Here is a 22,451-nt window from a genome sequence, read left to right on the forward strand (position 1 = left end):
CGCGGCAGTCCGGACTGCCGCGCAGCGGACGAACTGCCGCGGTGATCCCCGAACCGCCCGGACGGCCCGGGCTGAACGCCGCGCTCGACCACGCCCGCGAGCACGTCCGGACCGTGGACCCGCCCGTCGACCGGCTGCTCGTGGTGCACGCCGACCTGCCGGCGCTGGCCGGCGCGGATGTCGCGGCGGTGCTCACCGAGCCCGCCGACGTCGTGGTCGCCACCGACCGCCACGGCGCGGGCACCAACCTGCTGGCACTCCCCCTCGAGCCCCCGGGCGGACGGCGCGCGCGCACGAGGGACGACGTGTCCGGCCTGCCGACGCGAGCGGGCTACCGGTTCCGGTTCGGGGCCGGCTCCCGTGCCGCCCACCTCGCCGAGGCCGCCGAGCGCGGCCTGAGCGCCGCCGTCGTGCGGCGACCCGGGACCGCCGCCGACCTCGACACGATCGAGGACTGGGACGAGCTGCCCGCCGAGGTGCGTGCCCGCGTCCGCGACGCCGTCGGCGCGGACCTGCCCTGACCGGCGGGCCGCTGCCGTGCCTGCTGCCCGAGCACGACCCCGCCCAGCACCAGAGCGGTGCCGAGAGCCTGCTGCAGCCCGAACCGCTCCCCGGCGAGCAGGGTGCCGAGCAGCACGCCCGTGACCGGGTTGAGCAGTCCCACGAGACCGACCGACCCGGCCGGCAGGTGCCGCAGGCCGGCGAACCAGGCGACGAAGGCCACCGCGGTGGCGACGAGGGTGACGTAGGCGAACCCGGCCAGGGCCGGCGCGTCGAGCGGCGGTGGGCCGCCGTCGACGAGGAGCGCGACGGGCACCAGCAGCAGCCCGCCGGCGGCGAGCTGCCAGGCCGTCACCGCGACGAGCGGTTCCGCCGACGCCCACCGCGCGGTCAGGACGTACCCCGTCGAGGACATCAGCATCGCCGCAGCCGAGGCTGCGATCCCCCACGGGTCGACGCCGCCGCCGGCGCCCACGAGCAGGACGACGCCGAGCAGCCCGACGCCGGCCCCGAGGAGTCCCCGGCGCGCCGGGCGCTGGCCGAGCAGCGGCCACGCGAGGAGCAGGAGCGCGAGCGCGGAGGTGGCCATCACCGTGGCCGCGACGCTCGACGGCAGCGCCGTCGAGGCGAGGTAGACCAGGACGAAGAAGGCACCGACGTTGAGCGTGCCGAGCACCAGCGAGCGCCACCACCACGAACCGCGGGGCAACCTGCGGGCCACGAGCAGCAGCAGGAGTCCCGCGGGCAGCGCGCGCAGTGCCGCTCCCCACAGCGGGTCGTCCGGGGGCAGGAACTGCCGCGTGACGTAGTAGGTCGATCCCCAGGCCACCGGCGCCGCCGCCGTGACCAGCATCCATCGCCAATTCGCTTCCATGGAAGCAATAATGCCTTCCGTGGAAGATAATATTCCCGCATGAGCCTCCCCGACGATCGCGTGGCGCAGATCCAGGCCGAGTGGCGGCGGGAACGCCCGGACCTCGACGTCTCCCCCCAGGGCGTCGTCGGGCGCCTGCACCGCCTGGCCGGGTACCTCACCGAGGAGCTGGTCACGGTCTACGAGCGGCACGGCCTCGGCGAGGGCGAGTTCGACGTCCTGGCCACGCTGCGCCGCACCGGTGCACCGTACGAACGCGCCCCGGGTGAGCTGGCCGCGCACACGATGGTGACCACCGGGGCCATGACCAAGCGGATCGACCGCCTGGTCGCCGCCGGGCTCGTCGAGCGACGTGCCGCCCAGGGCGACGGCCGCCGCCGGATCGTCGCGCTCACCCCCGCCGGCCTCTCGGCGATCGACGCCGCCTTCACCGACCACATGGCCAACGAGCACCGACTGGTCGGCCAGATCCCGGCGCAGGACCGGGCCGCCCTGGAACGCATCCTGGCCCGGTGGCTGCAGGCCTACGAACGCTGACTCACCACGACCCGCGGTGCACGACGTCGTCCATCGGCCTGCGCCGCCGCCGCGCTGGGGACCCCTGCGGCCCGCCCGGTTCCGGGTGCCCGACGGCGACCACCCCGGTGGGCGCCCACTCGGCCGGCACGCCGAACGCCTCGCCGAACGCCTCGACCTGGCCGGCGCCGATACCGAAGAAGCAGGCACCGAGCCCCTCGTCCACGGCCGTCTGCAGGATGAGCAACGAGGCCATCCCGACGTCGACGTGCCAGTACGGCACCGGCCAGCGAGCCTCGTCGCGATCCGTCCAGCCCTTGTCCGGCTCGGCGTAGCGGCCCACGTAGGCCGCCTTCGAGGCCAGCGCGACGATCAGCACCGGCGCCGTGCGCATCCCCGCCAGCCAGGCGGACATGTCGCGCTCGGAGTCCTCCGGCGTCGTGGCGGACCAGAAGCGCTCCCGCTCCTCGGCCGAGGTCAGCACGAGGAACGCCCAGCCCTGGGTGAACCCGGCGCTCGGCGCCCGCACGGCGTGGTCGAGCATCCGGTCGACGGCCGCCGGGTCGACCGGGTCCGGTCCGAACCGCCGGACCATGCGCCGCCGTCGGACCACCTCTGTGAACTCCATGGGCCCAGCCTGCCAGGTGGTGGAGTGCGCCGAAGGTTCTCCCGGGCGACATTCCGACGCCATCTGCGCGACACCCTGGCGCGATGGTCTCGACGCGGCGGCACCCGCCGCCGCCCACGACCAACGAAGGAGTTCTCCGTGCGGAAGAACGCGCGACGTCTCACCGTGGCCTCGGCCCTCGTCGGCACCCTCGTCCTCGGTGGCGCCACGAGCTACGCGGTGTCCACCGAGCTCACCGGCCACGGCGACGCCCGCCGGCTCGACGGCGACCAGACCCGCGAGCTGCGCCGGCAGATCGACGGCGGCGACGCCCAGAACGTCATCCTGCTCATCGGCGACGGGATGGGCGACTCCGAGATCACCCTCGCCCGCAACTACGCCTACGGCGCCGCCGGCGAGCTGCCCGGCATCGACGCCCTGCCCCTGACGGGCCAGTACACGACCTACGCGCTGGACCCGAGCAACGGCAAGCCGGACTACGTCACCGACTCCGCGGCATCGGGCTCCGGCTGGGCCACCGGCACCAAGACCTACAACGGCGCCATCAGCGTGGACGTGGACGGCGCCTCGCAGGAGACCCTCCTGGAGCTCGCCCAGGCCAAGGGCCTGCGGACCGGCAACGTCACGACGGCCGAGATCCAGGACGCCACGCCCGCCGTGCAGATGTCGCACGTGGCGCAGCGTGGCTGCAAGTCGCCATCGCGCATGGGCGCCTGCCCCGACGAGGCGCTCGAGAACGGTGGCGCCGGGTCGATCACCGAGCAGGCGCTCGCCACCCGCCCCGACGTCGTCCTCGGGGGCGGCGCCTCGTACTTCGGCGACACGGCCACCGCGGGCGAGTACGCGGGGCAGACGCTGATGGCGCAGGCGCAGGACCAGGGCTTCGAGATCGTCACCGACGCGGCGGCCCTCGACGCCGTCCGCTCCGCCGACCAGGACGCCCCGGTGCTCGGGCTGTTCGCCGACGGCAACCTGCCCACCGTCTGGGACGGCCCGGCGGCCACTCACGCCGGCGGCGCGGAGGAGCCGGTCACCTGCACGGACAACCCCGCGCACACCGACGACGTGCCGACCCTCGAGGCGATGACGACGAAGGCGATCGACCTCCTCGACGCCGGATCCGACCGCCGCTCGAAGCACGGCAGGGGCTGGGGCTGGGGCTGGGGTCACTCGACGAAGGACGACGGGTTCTTCCTGCAGGTCGAGGGCGCCAGCATCGACAAGCAGGACCACGCCGCCAACCCCTGCGCGCAGATCGGTGAGACCGTCGACTTCGACGCCGCCGTCGAGGCCGCGCTCGACTTCGCGGCGAAGGACGGCAACACGCTGGTCATCGTCTCCGCCGACCACGCGCACTCCAGCCAGATCGTCTACCCCGGCTCCACGACGCCGGGCCTGACGCGGACCCTGATGACCGCGGACGGCCAGCCGATGACCGTGGCCTACGGCACGGCCGAGGAGGGTGGCTCCCAGGCGCACACCGGTTCCCAGGTGCGGGTCGCCGGGTACGGACCGGGCGCGGCGAACGTCGTCGGCCTCACCGACCAGACGGACGTGTTCTTCACCGTCCGGGACGCGCTGAACCTCTGACCACCAGGTCACGACGGCCCGCCGGGAGCTCCCGGCGGGCCGTCGCGCTCACAGCCGTTCGGCCAGCACCTCCACGAGCGCCTTGCCCTCGACGCCCTCGAGCTGCACGGCCTGGGTGCGGCAGGAGAAGCCGTCGGCGATGAACTCCTCACCCTCGCCCTGCGCGCGCAGCGCCGGCAGCAGGGCGTTCTCGGCCACCGCGACCGACACGTCGTAGTGGCCCTTCTGCATGCCGAAGTTCCCGGCCAGCCCGCAGCAGCCCGCGAGCTCGGTGACGGTGGCGCCGGCCTCCGCGAGCAGCGCGCGGTCGGCGGCGAACCCCATCACGGAGTGCTGATGGCAGTGGGGCTGCACGACGGCGGTGACGTCGCTGAGGTCCGGCAGCTCCCAGCCGGAGTCCGGGCCGGGCGCCGTGGCCGGGTCGGTGAGCAGCTCCGCCAGCGTCACCGTCGCCCCCGCCACGGCCTGGGCCCGCGGGTCGTCCGGGAAGAGGTCCAGCAGGTCCGAGCGCAGCACCGCCGTGCACGACGGCTCCAGGCCCAGGATCGGGTAGCCGTTGACGGCGTACGGGCCGAGCACCTTCAGCAGGCCGTCGAGCCGCCGTCGGGCGCCGTCGAGCTGACCGGTCGAGATCCACGTCAGGCCGCAGCAGGCCTGCTGGTCGGGGACGACGACGTCGTAGCCGGCGGCCTCGAGGACCCGCACCGCGGCCCGGGGCACGGACGGCGCGAGCGTGTCGCTGAACGAGTCCGTCCACAGCACCACCTTGGGCCGGGCGGCGTCCGCGGGCTTGCCCGGGTCCTGCCGGTGGGCGAGCCCGGGCACACCCTGGGTGGCGTAGCCGAGGCTCCACCAGCGCCGGAAGGGCATCTCGGCGAAGGTCGGCACCTCCCGGCGGGTGTCCATGCCGCCGGCCCACAGGACCGCCTTGCGGATCCAGCCGACCGACAGCACCCGGTTGATCGTCCGGGGCGCGATCCCGGCCAGCCGGGCCCAGCGCGGCAGCCAGCCCAGCGCGTAGTGGTCCACCGGCCGCAGCCTGCCGCGATACGTACGGTGCAGCACCTCCGACTTGTACTGCGCCATGTCGACGCCCGCGGGGCAGTCCGAGGAGCAGGCCTTGCAGCTCAGGCACAGGTCGAGGGACTCGCGCACCTCCGGCGCCGTCAGCCCCCCGACCAGCGACCCGTTGACCGCCTCCTGCAGCACCCGCGCCCGGCCGCGGGTCACGTCCTTCTCGTCCTTCGTGGCCAGGTAGGAGGGGCACATGAACCCGCCCGCCGGTCCGGTGTCCGCGCGGCACTTGCCGACCCCCACGCACCGGTGCACCGCCGTCGTCAGGTCGTGGTGGTCGTGCGTGAAGGCGAACCCCGCGTACCCCGTCTTCTTCGACACCCCCCGCAACGTGCCGGAGCCGAGCAGGCCGCGCTCCCCCACGGGCGCCGTCGACGGGACCGGCTGCGCCGCAGGACGCCGCAGGTCGGCGTCCACCGCGGACGGCCGGACCACCACGCCCGGGTTCAGCACGTCGTGCGGGTCGAACAGCGCCTTGACCCGCTCCATGAGGGCGATCGCCTCGGGCGAGTACATCAGCGGCAGCAGCTCGGAGCGTGCCCGGCCGTCCCCGTGCTCGCCGGACAGCGACCCGCCGTACTTCGCGACGAGCTCGGCCGCCTCGGTCATGAAGGTGCGCAGCACCGAGCCCGACGACTCCAGCGGCAGGTCGATGCGCAGGTGCACGCACCCGTCGCCGAAGTGCCCGTACGGCAGGCCGTCGACGCCGTAGCGCGCCATGAGCGCGTCCAGGTCGCGCAGGTAGTCGCCCAGCTTCCCCGGCGGGACGGCGGAGTCCTCCCAGCCGGGCCACGCCTGCTCGCCCGACGGCGTCCGCCCGGCCAGCCCCGCGCCGTCGGCCCGGATCTGCCACATCTTCGTGGCGTCCGGCCCGGCCGGGTAGATGGCCGAACCGGTGGCGGACGACGCCGCCACGATGAGCTCGGCGACCTCCTGCGCCTCCCCGGGGGACGTGCCGCCGACCTCGATCATCAGCCAGCCCGCGCCCGCGGGCAGGTCCGGCACCGCGTCGGCACCCTTCGCGCGCCGCACGACGTCGACCAGGCGGGCGTCCAGGCCCTCGATCGCCAGCGGGTCGTGCGCCAGCAGCACCGGGACGTCGTCGGCGGCGGCCGGCATGTCCGGGTAGCCGAGCACCACGAGCGTGGGCGCCTGCGGCACGGGCACCAGCTCGAGGGTCGCGCCGAGCACCGTCACCAGGGTGCCCTCGGTGCCCACCAGGAACTTGGCCAGGTCCGAGCCGTTCTCCGGCAGCAGGTGCTCCAGCGAGTACCCCGAGACCTGCCGGCCGAACCGGCCCAGCTCGGTGCGGATCAGCGCCAGGTTCTCCCGCACCAGGTCCGCCAGGCCCGGCACCGCGGCGAACGTCGGATCACCCTTGCCGGCGGTGAACCGGCGGCCGCGCCCGTCGACGACGTCCAGCTCGACGACGTTGTCCGCCGTGCGCCCGTAGGCCACCGCGTGCGGACCGCACGCGTTGTTGCCGATCATCCCACCGAGCGTCGCCCGGTTCTGCGTCGAGGGGTCCGGTCCGAACCGCAGCCCGTACGGCGCCGCCACCCGCTGCAGGGAGGACATGACCACCCCCGGGTCGACCACGGCGGTCCGCGCCTCGGCGTCGACGGCGTGCACCGTGCTCAGGTGCTGGGAGAGGTCGAGCACGACGCCCGGCCCGACGGCGTTGCCCGCCACGGACGTCCCGGCCCCGCGCGCGGTGACCGGCACGCCGAGCTCCCGCAGCACCTCGAGCGCGGCCACGACGTCGTCGGTGCTGCTCGGGTAGGCGACGACGTCCGGGACGACCCGGTAGTTCGAGGCGTCCGTGGAGTACTCGGCGCGCCGCCGCGTCGTGGTGTCCACGACGCCGGTCATCACCGTGCGCAGGGCCGTGGCGACGGCCTCTCGGGCCTCGGCGGCGGCGAGCTGCGCCTCGCGCTCGGCCTCTCGTTGCGCCGCGACCGCCGCGGCCTGCGTCTCGTCAGCGGTGGGCGCGGCGTCGGGGGACGCGTTCGAGGGCGTGGTCGTCGGCTGGGCAGACACGGGCCGATTGTGCCACCGGTCGCTCCCGGCGCACGGGACGGTCCGCCGCGTGGGCCGCATCGGACGGGCGATCCGGTACGCCCGGACCCTCCCCGCGCACGGCGGCACACCCACCGATAGCGTCGGGGCATGCGCGTCGTCGTCATCGGAGCCACCGGGAACGTCGGGACCGCCGTCCTGCGAGCCCTCGTCGCCGCACCTGTCGTGACCTCGGTCGTCGGGGTGGCGCGTCGCGTCCCCCGCACGGACGGCAGCAGCACCGTCGGCCCGCCGCACGACGCCGCCACCTGGGTCCGCGTCGACCTCGCGGACGAGACGACGGTCGCCGACCGGCTCGACGAGGCCCTGGCGGGTGCCGACGTGGTCATCCACCTGGTCTGGGCCATCCAGCCGGCCCGCAAGCCGGACGTGCTGCACCGGATCAACGTCGGCGGCACCACCGCCGTCGTCGACGCCGTGGTGCGCAACCGTGTCTCGCACCTGCTCTTCATGTCCGCGTCGGGCGTGTACTCCCCCGGCCCGGCCGACGGGCACGCGATCGACGAGGACTGGCCCACCGGTGGGGTCCCCGGCTCGTCGTACGCCCTGGACAAGGCCGAGGTCGAACGGCTGCTGGACGACGTGGAGGCCGACGAGCCGTGGCTCACCGTGACCCGGATGCGCGCGGCGATCATGCTGCAGCGCGAGGCGGGGGCCGAGATCGCCCGGTACTTCCTCGGGCCGGTGGGCAAGGTCGGGCTCAAGGTCGCCGCCGGGCCGCTCGGCCAGGCCGTGGGCGGTCTGGTGCGCGGGTGGCAGGAACAGCCCGAGCCGGAGCAGCCTCCGCTCTTCCCCCTGGTGCCGTTCCCGGCGGGCGTCCGCCTGCAGGTGCTGCACCCGGACGACACCGCCGCGGCGGTCCGGGCCGCCGTCGTCGGGCGGCACGGCGGAGCCTTCAACCTGGCGCCGGACGGCGCGCTGACCGGTCAGGACCTGGCCGACCTGCTGGCCGAGGGCCAGCTCGTGGAGGTGCCCGTCGGGCTGCTGCGGCGGGGACTGGCCGCCGCGTCGGCGGCGCGGCTGGTGCCGATCGACGCCGGCTGGCTCGACATGGCGGCGGCGAACATCGTCATGGACGCCTCGCGGGCGCGCGACCTGCTGCACTGGCGACCGACCCGCTCGCAGGGCGAGGTGCTGCTGGAGGTCCTGGGCGGGGTGCTCGACGGGGCCCACGCCGACACCCCCCCGCTCGCGAGGTAGGCCCGCTCCCGCCGAGATAGGCAACCCCCACGCGAGGTAGGCACGCTCCCGCCGGGGTAGGCCCGCTCCCGCCGAGGTAGGCCACCTCCCCGCGGGAAGGTCGCCTACCCCTCGGGAAGGTCGCCTACCCCTCGGGAAGGTCGCCTACCCCTCGGGGAGGTGGCCTACCTCGTGGGGAGATGGCCTACCTCGCGGTCAGCCCTCGAAGGACACGTCGAGCGTGATCTCGTCGACCCCCGCGAGCGCCTGCGAGACCGGGCAGCCCGCCTTCGCCGCCTCGGCGGCGGACCGGAAGCCGGCCTCGTCGGTACCGGCGGCGTACCCGCGCACGGTGAGCGCGATCGTGGTGATCCTGCCCTCTCCCAGGGTCACGTCGGCGGTCACCTCGACCTGCTCCGGCGTCGCGTCGATCTTGCCCAGCTCGCCGGAGAAGGCCATCGCGAAGCAGGACGAGTGCGCCGCCGCGATGAGCTCCTCGGGGCTCGTGGTGCCCTCCGCGGACTCGGCGGTGCGCTTCGGGAACGAGACGTCGAAGGTGCCGACGCCGGAGCTGGTGAGCTCGGTCTGGCCCGAGCCCTCGTTCAGGGTGCCGTTCCAGGCGGTGCGTGCGGTACGGGTGGGCATGCGGACTCCTTCGTGGTGTACGGCAGGGACACCTCGACCGTACCCGCAGGACCCGGTCAGGGTGCGGTCAGGTCGAGAGCATCCTCGGCGACGGCGAGCACCGACCAGGTGTTGCCGGCGGCGTCGCTCAGCTCGTAGGCGGGCAGCAGCAGCACGCTGCCGTCCTGCTGGTACTGCTGCGCGGGGCCCAGCCGCGCCGCGGTGATCGTCACGTCCCGCACCGGCCAGGACACGGCGTCGCCCGACGACGGCGGTGCGGGCGGCGCCGTCGGCTCACCCTGGTCCGCCGGGAGGTCCGGGGCGGGCAGCGTGTCCTGCTCCGGCACGCCCGCCGGGTCCGTGGCGGCGTACGCGATCGGCCAGGTCCGCTGCCCGAACCGTGGGTCGGACAGCCGGTCGACGGCCTCGGCCGGGCTCACCACGGGATAGTCGCCCAGCGGGACCGTCGCCGCGAGGAAGCCGTCCAGCCACGCCAGGTCCTGGCCGCCGAACGTGGCGCGCCACGCGGCACCGGTCCGTGCGCCGTCGAGCACCTGGTGAGCGGTCACCGAACGCGGCACCTCGCCGTCGTCGGACGCCTCGAGCTCGAAACCGTCGGGGTCCACCCCGAGGCGCTCCATGACGTCCCGCAGCCTGCCGGCCGCCTCGTCCGCGGCGATCGTCGACTCCGGCAGGGCACAGACCGGCTGCTCCACGGCCGGTGCCGCGGAGCCGTCGTCAGCCGCACCGCCGCCCGGTGCCGCACCCTCCGGCTCGACGACGCCCACGTCGTCGCAGGCCCACGGGTCCGCGGCCGGGTCGTGGTAGCTGAACGACGCCGTCCCGTCCGCGGCCACGCGGACGGTCGGCCGCGTGCCGTCGTCCGGGCCCACCACCCAGGCGCCGTACTCCCAGCGCGGCTCGCCGGTCACGCCGAGGGCGTCCGCGGCCCGGACCGCACCGTCCTGCGTGCCGGTGGCCGTGGCGTCGTAGGCGTACGCGGCCGCGGGCCCTGCGGTCGTGGACAGCCCCTGCGCGGTGAAGGTGGTCCGACCGTCGGACCATCCCGGGGCCACCACCGAGAGCGACGCGGCGTCGCCCGCGCCGCCGGCGGACTCCTCGGCGCCGAGCTCCGCCGCGGCGAGCGGGCCCTCGGCCGCGTCGCCCGATCCGCTCTCGGCCGCGTCCAGCGAGATCGGCGGCAGCGCCTGCCCGTCCTGCGCCGACGGCGTCACGTCCGCCGACCCGGAAGCGGCGGCCCCGAGCGCGTACCCGCCGCCGCCCACCGCCACCACGACCACCGCCGCAGCGGCCACCAGCCACGGCGTCCGACGGCGGTCCCGGCCGGTGCCGTGCTCGCCGGCCGCAGCACCCGTGCCCGGCACGTCCGCCGCGCCGTCGTACCCGCCGGTTCCCTGTCCCTCGGCCAGCGCGTCGGTCTTGGCCCGCAGCACCCCGTGCCGCGTCTCGACCCCGTCCGCCGGGTCGGCGGCCGCGAGCCGGTCGAAGGCCTCGTCCTGTCCACTCATGTCGACCTCCTCCTCAGTCCTCGTCGCCCGCGGCGCGTCCCGCGTCGGCCCGGTCCTCCGCGGTCCACGCGGTCCGCAGCCGCGCCCGGGCGCGCGACAGCGCGGCGTCGGCCCCACCGCGGGACACTCCCAGGACGGCCGCCAGGTCGTCCCCGCGCACCCCGTCCCAGGCGACGAGGAGCAGGATGCGGCGGTCGCGGGCCGAGAGCCGGCCCAGCACGCGCCGCACGCCGTCGTCGTCCACCGCGAGGGACTCCGGGTCGACGTCGTCGGGTTCCTCGGGGACGGCGGCGACCGGCAGCGCCCGGGCCTTGCGCCGGTGGTTGGCCAGCACGAAGCCGGCGGTCCGGTACAGCCAGGGCAGCTCGCCGCCCACCGGCACGTCGTCCCGACGGCGCCAGGCGGTGGCCAGCACCTCGGCGGCCAGGTCCTCCGCCTCGTCGCGGGAGCCGGGGACCAGGCGGCGCACGAAGTAGCGGTGCACGGCGTCCGCGTGCGCCGCGAACACCGCGTCGAACCATGCGCCGTCGTGCGCGCGCACCTGCGTGGTGGTCCTCACCGGTTCCTCCTCGGTCCTCGAGCGCCGTCGGTCGCGGTCACGTCCTCTGACCTCTCCTGTGTCGTGGACGTGCCCAGCCTTGCAGTCGCACCCGCACCGCGGAGCCGTCCGAGCCGGACCCACGGCCGGGCGCGGCGACGTTTCACCCGTGCGACACCCTGAACACGACCCCTGCCGAGGGACTAGTGTTCGGTCATGGCCCACAGGACCGAGGGCGCCGCGACCTCGGCACCGGCGGGCGGTCGACGACCCGCAGCCCGTCGCACGCGTTCCCACCGGGTCCTGCGCCGGGTGCTCGTCGGCACCCTCCTCGTGGCCCTGGCGGTGGGGATCTGCGCCGCTCTGATGGTGCGCGACGCCCTCAGCGCCCGGGACGCGCTCGACGAGGCCGCGGCGACAGTCCCCGAGGTCGAGCAGTCGCTGCGCGACAGCCTTCTCGACCCCGCTGCCGAACGCCCGCTGGCCGACGACGCCACGCTCGCACAGCTGCAGCAGCACACCCAGGACGCCCGGGACGCCACCGACGGGCCCCTGTGGTCCGTGGCCGCCCACCTGCCCGTCGTCGGACCCTCCGTGCACGCCGCCACCACGGTGTCCTCGGTCCTCGACGACGTCAGCGACGTGGTGCTGCCGGCGCTCGCCGTCACGGGCGACGCGGCGACCAGCACCCGCCGCGACGACAGCGGCGGGATCGATCTGGCGCCCCTGGCGGACGCGGCGGACGACGTCACCGCCGCGCGCGACGTCCTGGCGCAGGCCCGGGTGGAGCTCGACGACGTCGACCCCGCCGCGATCCAGCCCGAGTTCGTCGAACCCGTGGTCACCCTCTCGGAGCGGCTCGACGACCTCGACGGCCTCCTCGCAGCCGCCGAACGGGCCACCGCGCTGCTGCCGCCGATGCTCGGCGCGGACGAGCCCCGCCGCTACGTGCTCGCGGGTCTGTCGAACGCGGAGCTGCGCACCTCCGGAGGGATACCCGGAGCCCTGATGCTGCTGGAGGTCGACGACGGGAAGGTCTCGGTCACGCGGCAGGTGTCCAGCGGCGACGTCGGTCCGTTCCGCGAGCCCGTGGTGCCCCTCGACCCGGACGACGAGGCCGCATACTCCGACCGGCTGGCCCGGTGGGTGCAGGACGTGACGTTGACCCCGGACTTCGCGACCACGGCCCCGATCCTCGCCGCGATGTGGCAGCGGGCGCAGGGTGACGAGGTCGACGGCGTCGTGGCCACCGATCCCGTCGCGCTGTCGTACCTGCTGGAGGCCACCGGGCCCGTCGAGGTGCCGTTGCCGGACGACATCGCCGAGGCCGTCGGGAGCGACTCCGTCGAGGTCAGGGCGGAGACGGTCGTGGACCTCCTGCTGCGCCGGGCCTACGACGTGCTGGACCAGGACCGGACGGACGAGTTCTTCGCGGTGGTCGCGGCGGCCGTCTTCGAGCAGCTGACGACCTCCGACCTGGCACCGACGCAGGTGCTGCCCGCTCTGGAACGCGCCGCCGAGAGCCATCGGCTCGCGGTCTGGTCGGCGGACCCGGGTGAGCAGAGCCTGCTCGACGGCACGCTGATGGCGGGGACGTTCGCCGCGGACCGGGCCGCCGACGCGATCGGCATCTTCATCGACGACACCCGGTCGGGCAAGAGCACGGCCTACCTCGACACCCGGCTGCGGCTCGCCGGCTCGGTGTGCACCGGCAACGGCCGCGCCGACACCGTGCGGCTGCGGCTGACGAACACCATGACCGAGTCCGACGCGGCGTCGTTGCCCTTCTACGTCGCCGGGCCGGAGGACGATCCGGACCGCGGAACCCTCCGCATGCTCGTCACGGCCTACGGGGCCCGGGACGGCGACGTGCCGGAGCTCCGCCAGGACGGCACCGTGGTGGGCGGGTCGCGGCTGGACGTGCACGACCGCCCGACGGTCGGCGTCACCATCTCCCTCGAACCCGGGGAGTCGACCACCGTGACGGTGGCCACGACGGCGTCGGCGCGGGCCGCCCACGGACTGGGCACGGCCGAGCCCGGCACGCTCGAGGTCTGGTCCACACCGACGGCCGGGACGAACGGGCTGCACGTGCTCGACGTGCCGATCTGCGGCTGATCGGGCGCCCCGCGCAACGTTTCACCCGCGTACGGCGGTCTTTCACCCTCGTTCGAGTCGCTTTCACCCTCGGGAGATGGTCCGCTGCGCCCCCGTCCTCGCTAGCGTGATCCTGACATGGGGGACCACGCACGGAAGATCCTGAGGGGACGACTCGGATGAGGACAGCACGGCGCGCGGAGTCGCGCGCACTGGCGGCGCTTGCGGTGGCCGCTGCCCTGACGCTCGGCGGCACGGTGTCCGCAGCGGCGGACGAGCAGCCGGCCCCCGACCCGTCGGCGTCCCCGTCGGCCCCCGACCCGTCGGCGTCCCCGTCGGCGTCCGAGGACGCGAACTACCCGCCCGACGAGGAGCCGACGCTCGACGTGGAGGTCCTCCAGCCGGTCTGCGACGGGGACGTCCCGTACCTGCAGTACCAGGTCGACGTCGAGAATCCCGTGACACCCCCCGAGGACGTCACGATCACCTGGCTCAACCCGGACGGCGACGACGTCGTCATGGCCGACCAGCCGCTGTCCGGTCGCGTGCTGTGGCCCGGGGCCGAGGTCGACGGCGCGGGCAACGCCCTCGACTGGCCGGGCTGGCGGCTCGTGGACGGCGAGTGGGTCGTCGGCGACGAGTGGGACTGGGTCCGCCCGTCGGTGCGGGTCCTCTTCGAGGTGAACCCCGAGGCCGAGGTGACGGTCAGCTACCCCGAGTCGACCCCCGAGTGCGCGGGCCCGCAGGAACCCACGATCGACGTCGACGTCCTGACGCCCCTGTGCATCACCGGGGTCGCCTACCTCGACTACGCGGTGAGCGTGACCGGCACCCCGAACGACAGGGTCACGATCCGGTTCAACAACCCGGACGGCAAGGACTTCGTCTACGAGGACCAGCCGCTGGCCGGGCGTCTGCTCTGGCCGGGCGCCTACCCCGAGCGGTTCGTCGAGCTCTCGGCCGACGACGGGTGGGAGCTCGTCAACAACATGTGGCAGAACACCCGTGACTTCGGCTGGGCCGTCGGCACCGTCCAGACGACCTTCACCGTGAACCCGGAGGTCACCGTTCCGGTGACGTTCCCGCAGGACACGGACAACTGCTACGAGACGACGCCGCCCCCGCCGACCGACCCGGGCACGCCCCCGCCGGACAGCCCGCCGGAGCTCCCCCGCACGGGCGCGCAGATCGGCGGCGTGGTCGCGCTCGCGGTCGGGCTCTTCCTGGCCGGCCTGCTGACCATCATGGCGGTCCGCCGACGCCACACCAGCGAGTGACCGCGTGACGACGGCCCCCTCCCGGAGCTCCGGGAGGGGGCCGTCGTCACGTGCGGCGAGGTCGGTGCTCAGCAGGCGCCGAGCTCCTCCCAGACACCCCACTGGCCGGTGGTCCCGGGCTCTTCACCGAGCGTCCACCACTTGGCCCGCCAGGTGCTGCCGCCGTGCGCGACGACGGCACCACCGGTGTAGACCTGGTCGCTCGCCCAGGCAGGGTCCGAGCAGCCGGGGTCGGTGGTCGGGTCCGGCGTCGGGTCCGTGGTGGGGTCCGGCGTCGGGTCCGTGGTCGGGTCCGTGGTCGGGTCCGGCGTCGGGTCGGTCGGCGTGCCCGGGTCCACCGGACCGGCCCCGCCGCTGAACAGGCCGGCGGCGACGGCGTCGAGCAGCTCGGCGTCCTCGTCACCGGACAGGTCCCACCACATGGCTCCGCCGAGGCCCTCGTCGCGGATGTACTGCGACTTCTGCGCCACGGTCTGCGGGGTGTCGAGGGACCACCACTGGTTGCCGTCGTAGCGCCAGGCGGCACCGACCTCGGCGTCGTAGTAGCCGGTGCCGAGGTTCTTCAGGACGTCGTAGTCCTCGTTGCCGGCCTCCCACGTGCCGGGTCCGGCGCCGGTGGCCGGGCCCCACGGCTCGGCCGAGGTCGCGCCCTTCCAGCCGCGACCGTACATGGCCATGCCGAGACCGAGCTGGGCCGGGTCGACGCCGGCCGAGACGTACTCCTGGACAGCCGTGTCGGCCGAGAACTGCCGGCTCGGTTCCCGCGGGTCGGCGGGGTCGTCGTACAGGTTGATCTGGTGCCCGGTCAGCTCCGGGTCCCAGGCGCCGTGCAGGTCGTAGCCCTGGACGTTGCCGTAGTCGAGCGAGTCGAAGATCCGCGGGTCGTTCCAGCCACCGGCGGCGATGTCGGCCGGGTTGGCGGGCAGGAACGCGCTGAGCAGGTAGTCCTGGCCGGTCTGCGCCCCGTAGGCGTCGAGCTGGGAGCGGAACTCGGCCAGCAGCAGCCGGAAGTTCTCGGCGTCGTTCTCCTCGTCGACGCCGTTGCCCTCGAGCCCGTTGTTCGACCCGGGCCACTCCCAGTCGATGTCGATGCCGTCGAACACGCCCGCCGCGGCACCCGGGCCGCCCCGACCGTCGATCACGGGCAGGTCGCCCTTGAGGTACAGGTCGATGCAGGACGAGACGAAGTTCTCCCGCGAGGCCTGGGTCGCCGCGGCACGGGAGAAGTTCTTCGACCAGGTCCAGCCGCCGATGGACAGCATGACCTTCAGGTCGGGGTACTCCTCCTTGAGCTGCTTGAGCTGGTTGAACGACCCGGCCAGCGGCTGGTCCCAGGTGTCGGCGACGCCCGCCACCGAGTTCGCGGCCGTGTAGCCCATGCCGTAGTCGGCCCAGGCGTCACCCGCGCCGTCGGACCCGTTCGGCCCGGTCCCCTGGGCCTTGTTGGCCACGAAGCACTCGAGGTCCTGGTGGTGGATGTTGCCGAACGAGTAGTTGATGTGCGTGAGGTTCTCGGCGGCGCCGGAGGTCACGAGGTCCTTGACCTGGAAGTCGCGGCCGTAGACGCCCCACTGGGTGAAGTAGCCGACGTTGCGGAACCCGTTGATCTCGCTGTCACCGGACGACGCCGTCGCGGCGGCAGCGCTGGTCGCCGCGACGCCTCCGACGGCACCGGCGAGCACCACGGCTGCGCTGGTGAGGGCCGCCAGGAGGCGGCGTCTGCTGCGAACCGGTCTGGTCATGATGCTTCCTCTCTGCAGGGCCCGACGACGTCGCCGGGCCGGGAGTCACCGGCCACGCCCCGAGGGGTGGGGCGTGGCCGGAGGTCGGGGACGGTCAGCAGGCGCCGCCGTCGGTCCAGGGGTTCGCGGCGCTCGCCGCCGGCTCGTCCCCCTGCGTCCACCACTTCGCCGTCCACGCGTGCCCGGCGTGGGTCACGGTGTCGCCGCCGGTGTAGACGGCCGCGGCGTCCCAGGCGGTGCCGGTGCAGTCGCCGGTGGTGCCGCCGTCGTCCCCGCCGCCGGACCCGCCGGGGGCGTCGACGACGGTGACGCCGCGCGGGTGGTCGTAGGTGGTGGCGTGGTCGACGCCGTCGACGGTGATCACGACGTTGGAGAACTGCGCCACGGGCAGGGCCCACGTGAGCTGGTTCGTGATCGACCCGCCCGCGGGGATGCCCCCGGTGGGCACCGTGAACGTCGCCGTGTGGAAGCTCGCTCCCAGCCCGCCGACGTTGTTCCCGCTGCGCCCCGGCGTCGTCGTGGTGCCGAAGCCGCTCCAGTCGCTCATCTCGCCGGTGTCCGTGGTGCCGTACTGGAAGGTGACCGTGGCACCGGCCGGGATGTCCGCCGCGCCGTCGTTGCGGAGGACGACCTTCGGCGCGATCGGGTAGTTGTTGTCGCCGAGCGCGAACTCGGTGTACTCCAGGTCCACGTCCAGCGCCACGGTGGGCATCGGGGTCTCCGCCTTGGTGGCCCCGTACGGTCCGGCGGACGACAACCTGTCGTGCATGAGGTCCACGAGCGTGCTGCCCATCTCGTACTGACCGGCGGCCTCGTCGTAGCCGTAGTCGCCCGCCAGCTCCCAGATCATCAGGCCGCCCAGGCCGGTGTCGGCGACGTAGTCGGCCTTCGCGGACACCGCGGCGTCGGAGTCCCCGGACAGGAACGTCCTCGTCTGCTCGTTCCACCACCACTCGTTCTTGGTGACGTCGTCGAAGTAGCGGGTGTAGGTGCCCTCGATGGTGGTGGGGACGCCGTAGGACGCGGCGTAGTCGCCCACGACGCCGTCCTGCAGGTTGAGCACGTGCCAGATGGGGTTCACCCCGGCCGGGACGGCGTTGCCCTGCGGGTCGGTGTCGTACCAGAGGTTGTCGATCCCGTCCGCGCCGTTGCCGCACTTGCCGTTCGTCCCCGCCGGGCAGGCGAAGCCGGACGGCGCCGGGGCGCGCCCGCCCATGCCGTGCTCACCACCGGTCACGTCCTGGAAGCCGCGGGTGTAGAAGGGCACGCCGAGGTTGATGCGACCGGCCTGCATCGCCCCGCGGAAGTAGTGCGCGGCCCAGTCGCCGTTGAGGTAGCCGATGCCGTCGTAGGCGCCGTAGACGTTGCCCGCCGCGAGCTCGGGGTCCTGGCCGTCGTCGAACAGGGCGGCGTTGCCGCCCACGTACTCGTTCCAGGCGCCGTGCAGGTCGTAGGTCATCATGTTGACGTAGTCGACGTACTCGGTGATCTGGAAGACCTCCATGCCCCGCAGCAGCCAGCCGGACGACGGCGTAGCTGTGGTCAGCAGGTAGTACTCGCCGTCCTGCGCCCCCGCGGCGTCCAGGTGCTCGCGCAGGGTCTTCATGAGGGCCACGTAGCCGTCGAACAGCTCGCCGCGGCGGGCGTTGGAGATCGCGAAGTCGTCGGGGTTGCCGGCGTCGTTGTTCGACGTCGGGTACTCGTAGTCGATGTCGATGCCGTCGAACCCGTACTCGCGCACGAAGTCGACGACGGACGCGGCGAAGGTGTCCATCCGCTCCTGGGACTCGGTGAGCGTGTAGAAGCCGCCGTCGGCGACCCGCTCGCCGTCGCCGTCGAAGTGACCGCCCGTCTCGGCCCAGCCGCCGACGGCGGGGATCACCTTGACCCCCGGGTGCTCGGCCTTGTACTTCGCCAGCAGGTTGAAGTGCCCCGTGTATCCGAGCGTCGGGTCCATCTCGGCACCGGGGACGCCCGGCCAGGTCATGTCCGTGGCCGGGTTGCCGGGCACGTCGGCGTTGACCGAGACCGTGTCGTCGGCGCCGACGTGGGCGAACGCGTAGTTGACGTGGCTCAACGAGTCCCACGGGATGTCGCTCGCGAGGTAGGCCGGCTGGTCGTTCGCACCGGTGCGCCAGCTCGAGAAGTAGCCGATGACGCGCCGGTCGAGGCCGTTGGGCAGGATCTCCCGGCCGTCGGTGTCGTAGACGTCGCAGTACGGGGTGTCGACGCCTGCGGTGGGCGCCATGCCGTCGGGGCGGCACACGTCGTCGGGGTTGGTCGAGATCGGCTCGCCCGGATCCGTGGGCTCCCCCGTCGGCTCGCTCGTGGGGTCGGGACTCGGCTCCGCGGTGGGGTCGGGACTCGGCTCCGGTCCGCCCTCCCCGCAGGCGCCCTGGCTGCTCCAGGGGCCCCACGCGGCGGCGCCGGGCTCGTCGCCCTGCGTCCACCAGGCGGTGGTCCAGTTCTGCCCGTCGTAGGAGGCGACGGCACCCCCCGTGTAGGCGGACGCGGGGGACCACGCCTCCGCGCACGGTTCTGCTGCGGCGGCGGTCTGCGTGGTCGCGACGGCGGTGAGCCCGCCGACGGCGAGGACGAGGGCTGCGGTGACGGCGGCGACCGGACGGCGGCCGCCTCGTGCTGGTGATCGCATCGGTGCTCCTGCTCTCGTGGTGACGTTCACCTAAAAGTAAGGAGTCCTTCGGTTTTCGGACATCGGGGATTCCCACACGGTCACCGCGCGGGACCGCGTCCACGGTGTACGGGAAACCCCGTAGGCGACGGCTACTGCGCGGGCCGCAGGGCCCGCACCACGAGCTCCGACCGGGTGCGCACCCCGAGCTTGCGGAACACGCGACCGAGGTGGACCTCGACGGTGCGCACCGAGACGCACAGCTCGTCGGCCACCTCGCGGTTCGCCCGCCCGGAGGCGACCAGGACCGCCACCTCCAGCTCGCGCGAGGTGAGCTCGTCCGACCAGCCCGGCGGGGGGAGCGCGCCCCCGGGCGTCGCGAGGTCGTGGCGCGCGTCGTCGATCCCTCGGGCGGCGGGCGTCCCGACAGCCGGCACGTCCAGCGGCAGGGCGTCGCGGAGCACCGCCGTCACGGCGGCCGCCGTCGCGCCGCACGGCCTCGTGACGCGCAGCATCGCGGCGCGGACCGTCGAGGAACGATGCACACCCTCGAGATGGCGCGCCACCTCGACGGCCAGACCCCCGGCCACGCAGGTCAACGGCAGCCGCCCGGCCGCTTCCTCCAGGACCTCGGCGGCCCGGTCCACCTCTCCGGCCCCCAGGAGCAGCAACGCCTGCGCCGTCCGCAGGTGCGCCTCCGCGAGCGGTGACACCGCACCGGACTCCGTCGCCCACGGCGCCGGGCCGCCCGGCGCGGGGCGGGCACCGGCAGCGGCACGGGCCAGCACGGCGTCGGCGGCGCGCAGGTCGCCGTCGACCCGGGTCAGCGACGCGACGACGGCCTGCAGGACGTGGCGGTCCTCGGACGTCGCGGCGGTACGGGCCAGGGGTTCCACGAGTCCCGCCAGCGCGGCTCCCGGTCCATGGCCCGCGCCGACGGCCGTGGGCTCGGCGCGACCGCGCTCGACCGCGCCCAGCACGGCCATCATGGTCGCGGCCGGCTGCGCCACCGACGGCACCCCGCTGCCGCGAGCGCGACGCAGCCACCGGCCCGCGTCACCGAGATGTCCGCCCCACAGCGCAGCACGTCCCGCCACGAGGAAGGCCCGGGCCCGGCGCTCCCCCGCCGCGTGGGTGGTGGCCTCGCGGGCGACGGCGTAGGCCGCCTCGACGTCACCGCGCGCGATGAGCAGCTCCGCGAGCTCCGTGAGCCCGTCGGCGAGCAGCTCGTCACCGGCGAGCGTGCTCAGGGCGGTGTGCCAGAGGGCGATCCCGTGCTCGCCGGCCGCACGCGCGGCCGTGGCCAGGGCCGTGTGCGCCCGGGTGCGCTCGGCCAGGTCGGCCGCTGCGTGCACCGCGGGCCGGACGCGGGGGTCGCGCAGGCGGAACCGCCCCGCGCGCAGCTCGAGGGCGGGGGCCACCGCCGGGCCGGCGAGGGTCGCGAGGTCGGCGTCCGCGGCCGCGAGCAGCACGTCGGCACGTACCGTGACGGCCACGGCGGCGCAGAGCAGGAGGTGCCGGTCGCGGCGGGCGGACGGCGGCGCGACCGCGGCGAGCACCGCCGGGGCGCCCGGCAGCGGGTCGGGCAGGGTCGCACGACCGGCCAGGTGCTCCGGGGTGAGGACCGACCCGACCTGGAGCAGAGCGGCGACGTCCGAGCACAGGAGCCGGTCGAGGCGGGCCGCGACGTGCGGCGCGACGGGGGCCCCGGTGGCCTCGACCAGCAGGGTCGACGGATCGGCGGACCGGGCAGAGGTCATCGTCAACCTCCAGAGGACCGGCACGAGTCGGTGCAGGTCAGGAGTTTGTCAGGTCTCCAACATAATAGTCACAGGTCCGTCGTTCACCAGCTCGACCGCCATGTCGGCACCGAAGACCCCCGTCGACACCTCCAGCCCGCGCCCGCGCAGGTCCGCCACGACGGCGTCGACCAGCGGTTCCGCCACCGGACCCGGGGCGGCCGCCTGCCACGTCGGACGGCGGCCCTTGCGGGCGTCGCCGTAGAGCGTGAACTGGCTGACCACGAGCACCGGCGCACCGTCGTCCGCCACGGAGCGCTCCCCGCGCAGGATGCGCAGGTCGGCGATCTTGCGGGCGATCGTCGCCGCGTCCGCGGGGCCGTCGTCGTGGGTGACGCCGACCAGGGCCACCACGCCCGGACGGTCGAACGCCCCGACGACCTCCCCGGCCACGGTGACGCTGGCCCGCGTCGCCCGCTGGACCACCGCTCTCATGCCGCGCCCTCCGCGCACCGGTCGTCGGCGGCGAACGTCGCGCGGACCGCACCGACCGGTCGGCCGCCACCCAGGACCGGGGAGTCCGCCAGGGCCGCGAGCGCAGCGCCGTCCGCACCCGCCACCCCGGACGCCCCGGCGGCGGCCAGTGCGGCGGCGAGCACCGCGGGCCGCGGCCGCGAGGCGCCGTCGAGCACCTTGAACGCGAGCGCCGCCCCACCGGGCAGCGCAGCGGCGTAGACGCCGTCGGCACCGTCCTTGGCCACCAGGCCCGGCACGGCACGCATCGCCCGCGTCGCGTCGCGTCGCTCCCCCGCGACCAGCTCCGGGTGGGCGGTCATCGCCGCCACCACCCGGGCACCGGCAGAACCGTCGGGTGCGGCGACCAGCCGGGAGAAGGCGCGCGCCAGCCCCACCACCGACGTCGAGAACAGCGGGGCGCCGCACCCGTCCACGGTGGCGTGCTCCGCGCCGTCCGGCCCCGCCAGGTCGGCCACCGCGGCTCGCACCGCCCGCTGCAGGGGGTGCCCGGGGTCGAGGTAGCCGTCCGTCGGCCAGCCGGCCACCACGCAGGTGGCGAGCATGGCGGCGTGCTTGCCGGAGCAGTTCTGGGTCAGGCGGTCGGGCCCGTGTCCCGCGGCCTGCCACGCCAGCGCGGCGGCGGGGTCCAGGGGCAGGTCCGGGGTGTTGGCCAGCGCCTGCGGCCCCAGCCCGGCACCGGCGAGGATCTCGCGTGCGACGTCGACGTGCCGCGGCGTGCCGTCGTGGCTCGCCGCCGCGAGCGCGAGCTGCTCGGAGGGCAGGTCGAGCCCGGCACCGAGCATCGCGACGGCCTGCACCGGCTTGAGGGACGAGCGGGGCCAGATCACCGTCGTCGGCTCGCCCCGGGCGAGCACGACCTCACCGGCGGCGTCGAGGACGACCAGGTGGCCCAGGTGCACCGACTCCACGAGGTCGCCGCGCACGACCTCCGCGAGCGGGACGGCACCCTCGGCGACGGGCGCGCTCACCATCCGCCCGAGCCCTGCGAGCGCCCCTTGCCGGTGCCGTACGCCAGCAGCCGCGGGCGCACGTCGACCAGGTACACCAGCGCCGCCACGACGGCGATGACGTTGAGGAACCCGCGCGACGTCAGCGCAATCGGCGACGGCAGCCCGAGGAACCCGAGCGCGGCGGCCACGCCCAGGATGAGCAGCCAGATCGGCTTGCTCAGCTTGCCCTCGGCGGTGTAGCCGCGGGCAGGACGCCGCGCGGCGTCGAACAGGGCGTAGACCTGCACGGCGAAGACGACGATCGCCAGGGCGATGAGGACGTACAGCTGGAGGTTGCCGATCACG

Annotated in this window: 17 protein-coding genes; 5 read left to right on the forward strand and 12 right to left on the reverse strand. The window is 74.6% G+C overall.

Annotation, left to right across the window (positions count from 1 at the left end; all coding sequences use genetic code 11):
* Window positions 1–331: 331 nt before the first annotated feature.
* The gene (locus ACIQLL_RS14075; RefSeq protein WP_402468312.1) at window positions 332–1,375 is read right to left on the reverse strand and encodes a DMT family transporter; all 1,044 of its coding nucleotides are present in this window, start codon (window positions 1,373–1,375) and stop codon (window positions 332–334) included.
* Window positions 1,376–1,414: 39 nt separating this feature from the next.
* Between ACIQLL_RS14075 and ACIQLL_RS14080 the strand changes: the two genes are divergently transcribed.
* Complete coding sequence (locus ACIQLL_RS14080) at window positions 1,415–1,912, forward strand: MarR family winged helix-turn-helix transcriptional regulator (protein ID WP_402468315.1); 498 nt, start codon at window positions 1,415–1,417, stop codon at window positions 1,910–1,912.
* Window position 1,913: 1 nt separating this feature from the next.
* On the opposite strand, the gene ACIQLL_RS14085 is transcribed toward ACIQLL_RS14080, so the two are convergent.
* Window positions 1,914–2,519 (reverse strand): nitroreductase family protein, encoded by a 606-nt coding sequence (locus ACIQLL_RS14085; RefSeq protein ID WP_402468317.1) that lies wholly within the window; start codon window positions 2,517–2,519, stop codon window positions 1,914–1,916.
* 138 nt (window positions 2,520–2,657) lie between these two features.
* On the opposite strand from ACIQLL_RS14085, the gene phoA reads away from it, so the two are divergent.
* Window positions 2,658–4,109, forward strand: a complete 1,452-nt coding sequence (phoA, locus tag ACIQLL_RS14090) for an alkaline phosphatase (RefSeq protein WP_402468319.1) — start codon at window positions 2,658–2,660, stop codon at window positions 4,107–4,109.
* 48 nt (window positions 4,110–4,157) lie between these two features.
* On the opposite strand, the gene ACIQLL_RS14095 is transcribed toward phoA, so the two are convergent.
* On the reverse strand, window positions 4,158–7,055 hold the full coding sequence (locus ACIQLL_RS14095; RefSeq protein ID WP_402468819.1) for an FAD-binding and (Fe-S)-binding domain-containing protein: 2,898 nt from the start codon (window positions 7,053–7,055) through the stop codon (window positions 4,158–4,160).
* A 297-nt stretch (window positions 7,056–7,352) separates the two neighbouring features.
* On the opposite strand from ACIQLL_RS14095, the gene ACIQLL_RS14100 reads away from it, so the two are divergent.
* Window positions 7,353–8,462, forward strand: coding sequence for an NAD-dependent epimerase/dehydratase family protein (locus ACIQLL_RS14100; protein WP_402468322.1), 1,110 nt, complete (start codon window positions 7,353–7,355; stop codon window positions 8,460–8,462).
* 195 nt (window positions 8,463–8,657) lie between these two features.
* On the opposite strand, the gene ACIQLL_RS14105 is transcribed toward ACIQLL_RS14100, so the two are convergent.
* From ACIQLL_RS14105 to ACIQLL_RS14115, 3 genes are read right to left on the reverse strand one after another with little or no spacing between them, the layout of a single operon-like run.
* On the reverse strand, window positions 8,658–9,086 hold the full coding sequence (locus tag ACIQLL_RS14105; protein ID WP_402468324.1) for an OsmC family peroxiredoxin: 429 nt from the start codon (window positions 9,084–9,086) through the stop codon (window positions 8,658–8,660).
* A 56-nt stretch (window positions 9,087–9,142) separates the two neighbouring features.
* Window positions 9,143–10,594, reverse strand: a complete 1,452-nt coding sequence (locus tag ACIQLL_RS14110) for a hypothetical protein (RefSeq protein WP_402468326.1) — start codon at window positions 10,592–10,594, stop codon at window positions 9,143–9,145.
* Between the two features lie 13 nt (window positions 10,595–10,607).
* Complete coding sequence (locus ACIQLL_RS14115) at window positions 10,608–11,153, reverse strand: RNA polymerase sigma factor (protein WP_402468329.1); 546 nt, start codon at window positions 11,151–11,153, stop codon at window positions 10,608–10,610.
* Between the two features lie 195 nt (window positions 11,154–11,348).
* Between ACIQLL_RS14115 and ACIQLL_RS14120 the strand changes: the two genes are divergently transcribed.
* Window positions 11,349–13,250, forward strand: a complete 1,902-nt coding sequence (locus ACIQLL_RS14120; RefSeq protein WP_402468332.1) for a DUF4012 domain-containing protein — start codon at window positions 11,349–11,351, stop codon at window positions 13,248–13,250.
* A gap of 158 nt (window positions 13,251–13,408) precedes the next feature.
* Entirely contained in the window at window positions 13,409–14,506 is a 1,098-nt protein-coding gene (locus ACIQLL_RS14125) for an LPXTG cell wall anchor domain-containing protein (RefSeq protein WP_402468335.1), read from the forward strand.
* A gap of 68 nt (window positions 14,507–14,574) precedes the next feature.
* On the opposite strand, the gene ACIQLL_RS14130 is transcribed toward ACIQLL_RS14125, so the two are convergent.
* The 6 genes from ACIQLL_RS14130 to ACIQLL_RS14155 form a co-directional block, all read right to left on the reverse strand.
* On the reverse strand, window positions 14,575–16,248 hold the full coding sequence (locus ACIQLL_RS14130; RefSeq protein WP_402468337.1) for a glycosyl hydrolase family 18 protein: 1,674 nt from the start codon (window positions 16,246–16,248) through the stop codon (window positions 14,575–14,577).
* Between the two features lie 94 nt (window positions 16,249–16,342).
* Window positions 16,343–18,901: a glycosyl hydrolase family 18 protein gene (locus ACIQLL_RS14135; RefSeq protein WP_402468340.1), complete on the reverse strand. Its 2,559-nt coding sequence runs from the start codon at window positions 18,899–18,901 to the stop codon at window positions 16,343–16,345.
* Between the two features lie 131 nt (window positions 18,902–19,032).
* Entirely contained in the window at window positions 19,033–20,640 is a 1,608-nt protein-coding gene (locus tag ACIQLL_RS14140) for a LuxR C-terminal-related transcriptional regulator (protein ID WP_402468343.1), read from the reverse strand.
* Between the two features lie 48 nt (window positions 20,641–20,688).
* Window positions 20,689–21,114 carry a D-aminoacyl-tRNA deacylase gene (gene dtd / locus ACIQLL_RS14145; RefSeq protein WP_402468346.1) on the reverse strand — a complete coding sequence of 142 codons (426 nt, stop codon included), beginning with the start codon at window positions 21,112–21,114 and terminating at the stop codon, window positions 20,689–20,691.
* Window positions 21,111–22,127 (reverse strand): asparaginase, encoded by a 1,017-nt coding sequence (locus ACIQLL_RS14150; protein ID WP_402468349.1) that lies wholly within the window; start codon window positions 22,125–22,127, stop codon window positions 21,111–21,113. Before ACIQLL_RS14150 ends, dtd begins: the two co-directional genes overlap by 4 nt.
* On the reverse strand, window positions 22,121–22,450 hold the full coding sequence (locus ACIQLL_RS14155) for a DUF2516 family protein (RefSeq protein WP_402468352.1): 330 nt from the start codon (window positions 22,448–22,450) through the stop codon (window positions 22,121–22,123). The genes ACIQLL_RS14150 and ACIQLL_RS14155 overlap by 7 nt, the downstream gene beginning before the upstream one ends.
* Window position 22,451 lies beyond the last annotated feature (1 nt).

This window comes from Isoptericola aurantiacus (assembly GCF_044769875.1).
GTDB classification, from domain to species: domain Bacteria; phylum Actinomycetota; class Actinomycetes; order Actinomycetales; family Cellulomonadaceae; genus Isoptericola; species Isoptericola aurantiacus.

What these genes read in the sequence shown, in the direction of transcription:
- ACIQLL_RS14105 (WP_402468324.1), bottom strand. Translation starts at nt 9,086, where the DNA reads ATGCCCACCCGTACCGCACGCACCGCCTGGAACGGCACCCTGAACGAG.
- ACIQLL_RS14130 (WP_402468337.1), bottom strand. Translation starts at nt 16,248, where the DNA reads ATGACCAGACCGGTTCGCAGCAGACGCCGCCTCCTGGCGGCCCTCACC.
- ACIQLL_RS14085 (WP_402468317.1), bottom strand. Translation starts at nt 2,519, where the DNA reads ATGGAGTTCACAGAGGTGGTCCGACGGCGGCGCATGGTCCGGCGGTTC.
- ACIQLL_RS14125 (WP_402468335.1), top strand. Translation starts at nt 13,409, where the DNA reads ATGAGGACAGCACGGCGCGCGGAGTCGCGCGCACTGGCGGCGCTTGCG.
- ACIQLL_RS14140 (WP_402468343.1), bottom strand. Translation starts at nt 20,640, where the DNA reads ATGACCTCTGCCCGGTCCGCCGATCCGTCGACCCTGCTGGTCGAGGCC.
- ACIQLL_RS14110 (WP_402468326.1), bottom strand. Translation starts at nt 10,594, where the DNA reads ATGAGTGGACAGGACGAGGCCTTCGACCGGCTCGCGGCCGCCGACCCG.
- dtd (WP_402468346.1), bottom strand. Translation starts at nt 21,114, where the DNA reads ATGAGAGCGGTGGTCCAGCGGGCGACGCGGGCCAGCGTCACCGTGGCC.
- ACIQLL_RS14150 (WP_402468349.1), bottom strand. Translation starts at nt 22,127, where the DNA reads ATGGTGAGCGCGCCCGTCGCCGAGGGTGCCGTCCCGCTCGCGGAGGTC.
- ACIQLL_RS14100 (WP_402468322.1), top strand. Translation starts at nt 7,353, where the DNA reads ATGCGCGTCGTCGTCATCGGAGCCACCGGGAACGTCGGGACCGCCGTC.
- ACIQLL_RS14080 (WP_402468315.1), top strand. Translation starts at nt 1,415, where the DNA reads ATGAGCCTCCCCGACGATCGCGTGGCGCAGATCCAGGCCGAGTGGCGG.
- ACIQLL_RS14095 (WP_402468819.1), bottom strand. Translation starts at nt 7,055, where the DNA reads ATGACCGGCGTCGTGGACACCACGACGCGGCGGCGCGCCGAGTACTCC.
- ACIQLL_RS14120 (WP_402468332.1), top strand. Translation starts at nt 11,349, where the DNA reads ATGGCCCACAGGACCGAGGGCGCCGCGACCTCGGCACCGGCGGGCGGT.
- ACIQLL_RS14135 (WP_402468340.1), bottom strand. Translation starts at nt 18,901, where the DNA reads ATGCGATCACCAGCACGAGGCGGCCGCCGTCCGGTCGCCGCCGTCACC.
- ACIQLL_RS14075 (WP_402468312.1), bottom strand. Translation starts at nt 1,375, where the DNA reads ATGGAAGCGAATTGGCGATGGATGCTGGTCACGGCGGCGGCGCCGGTG.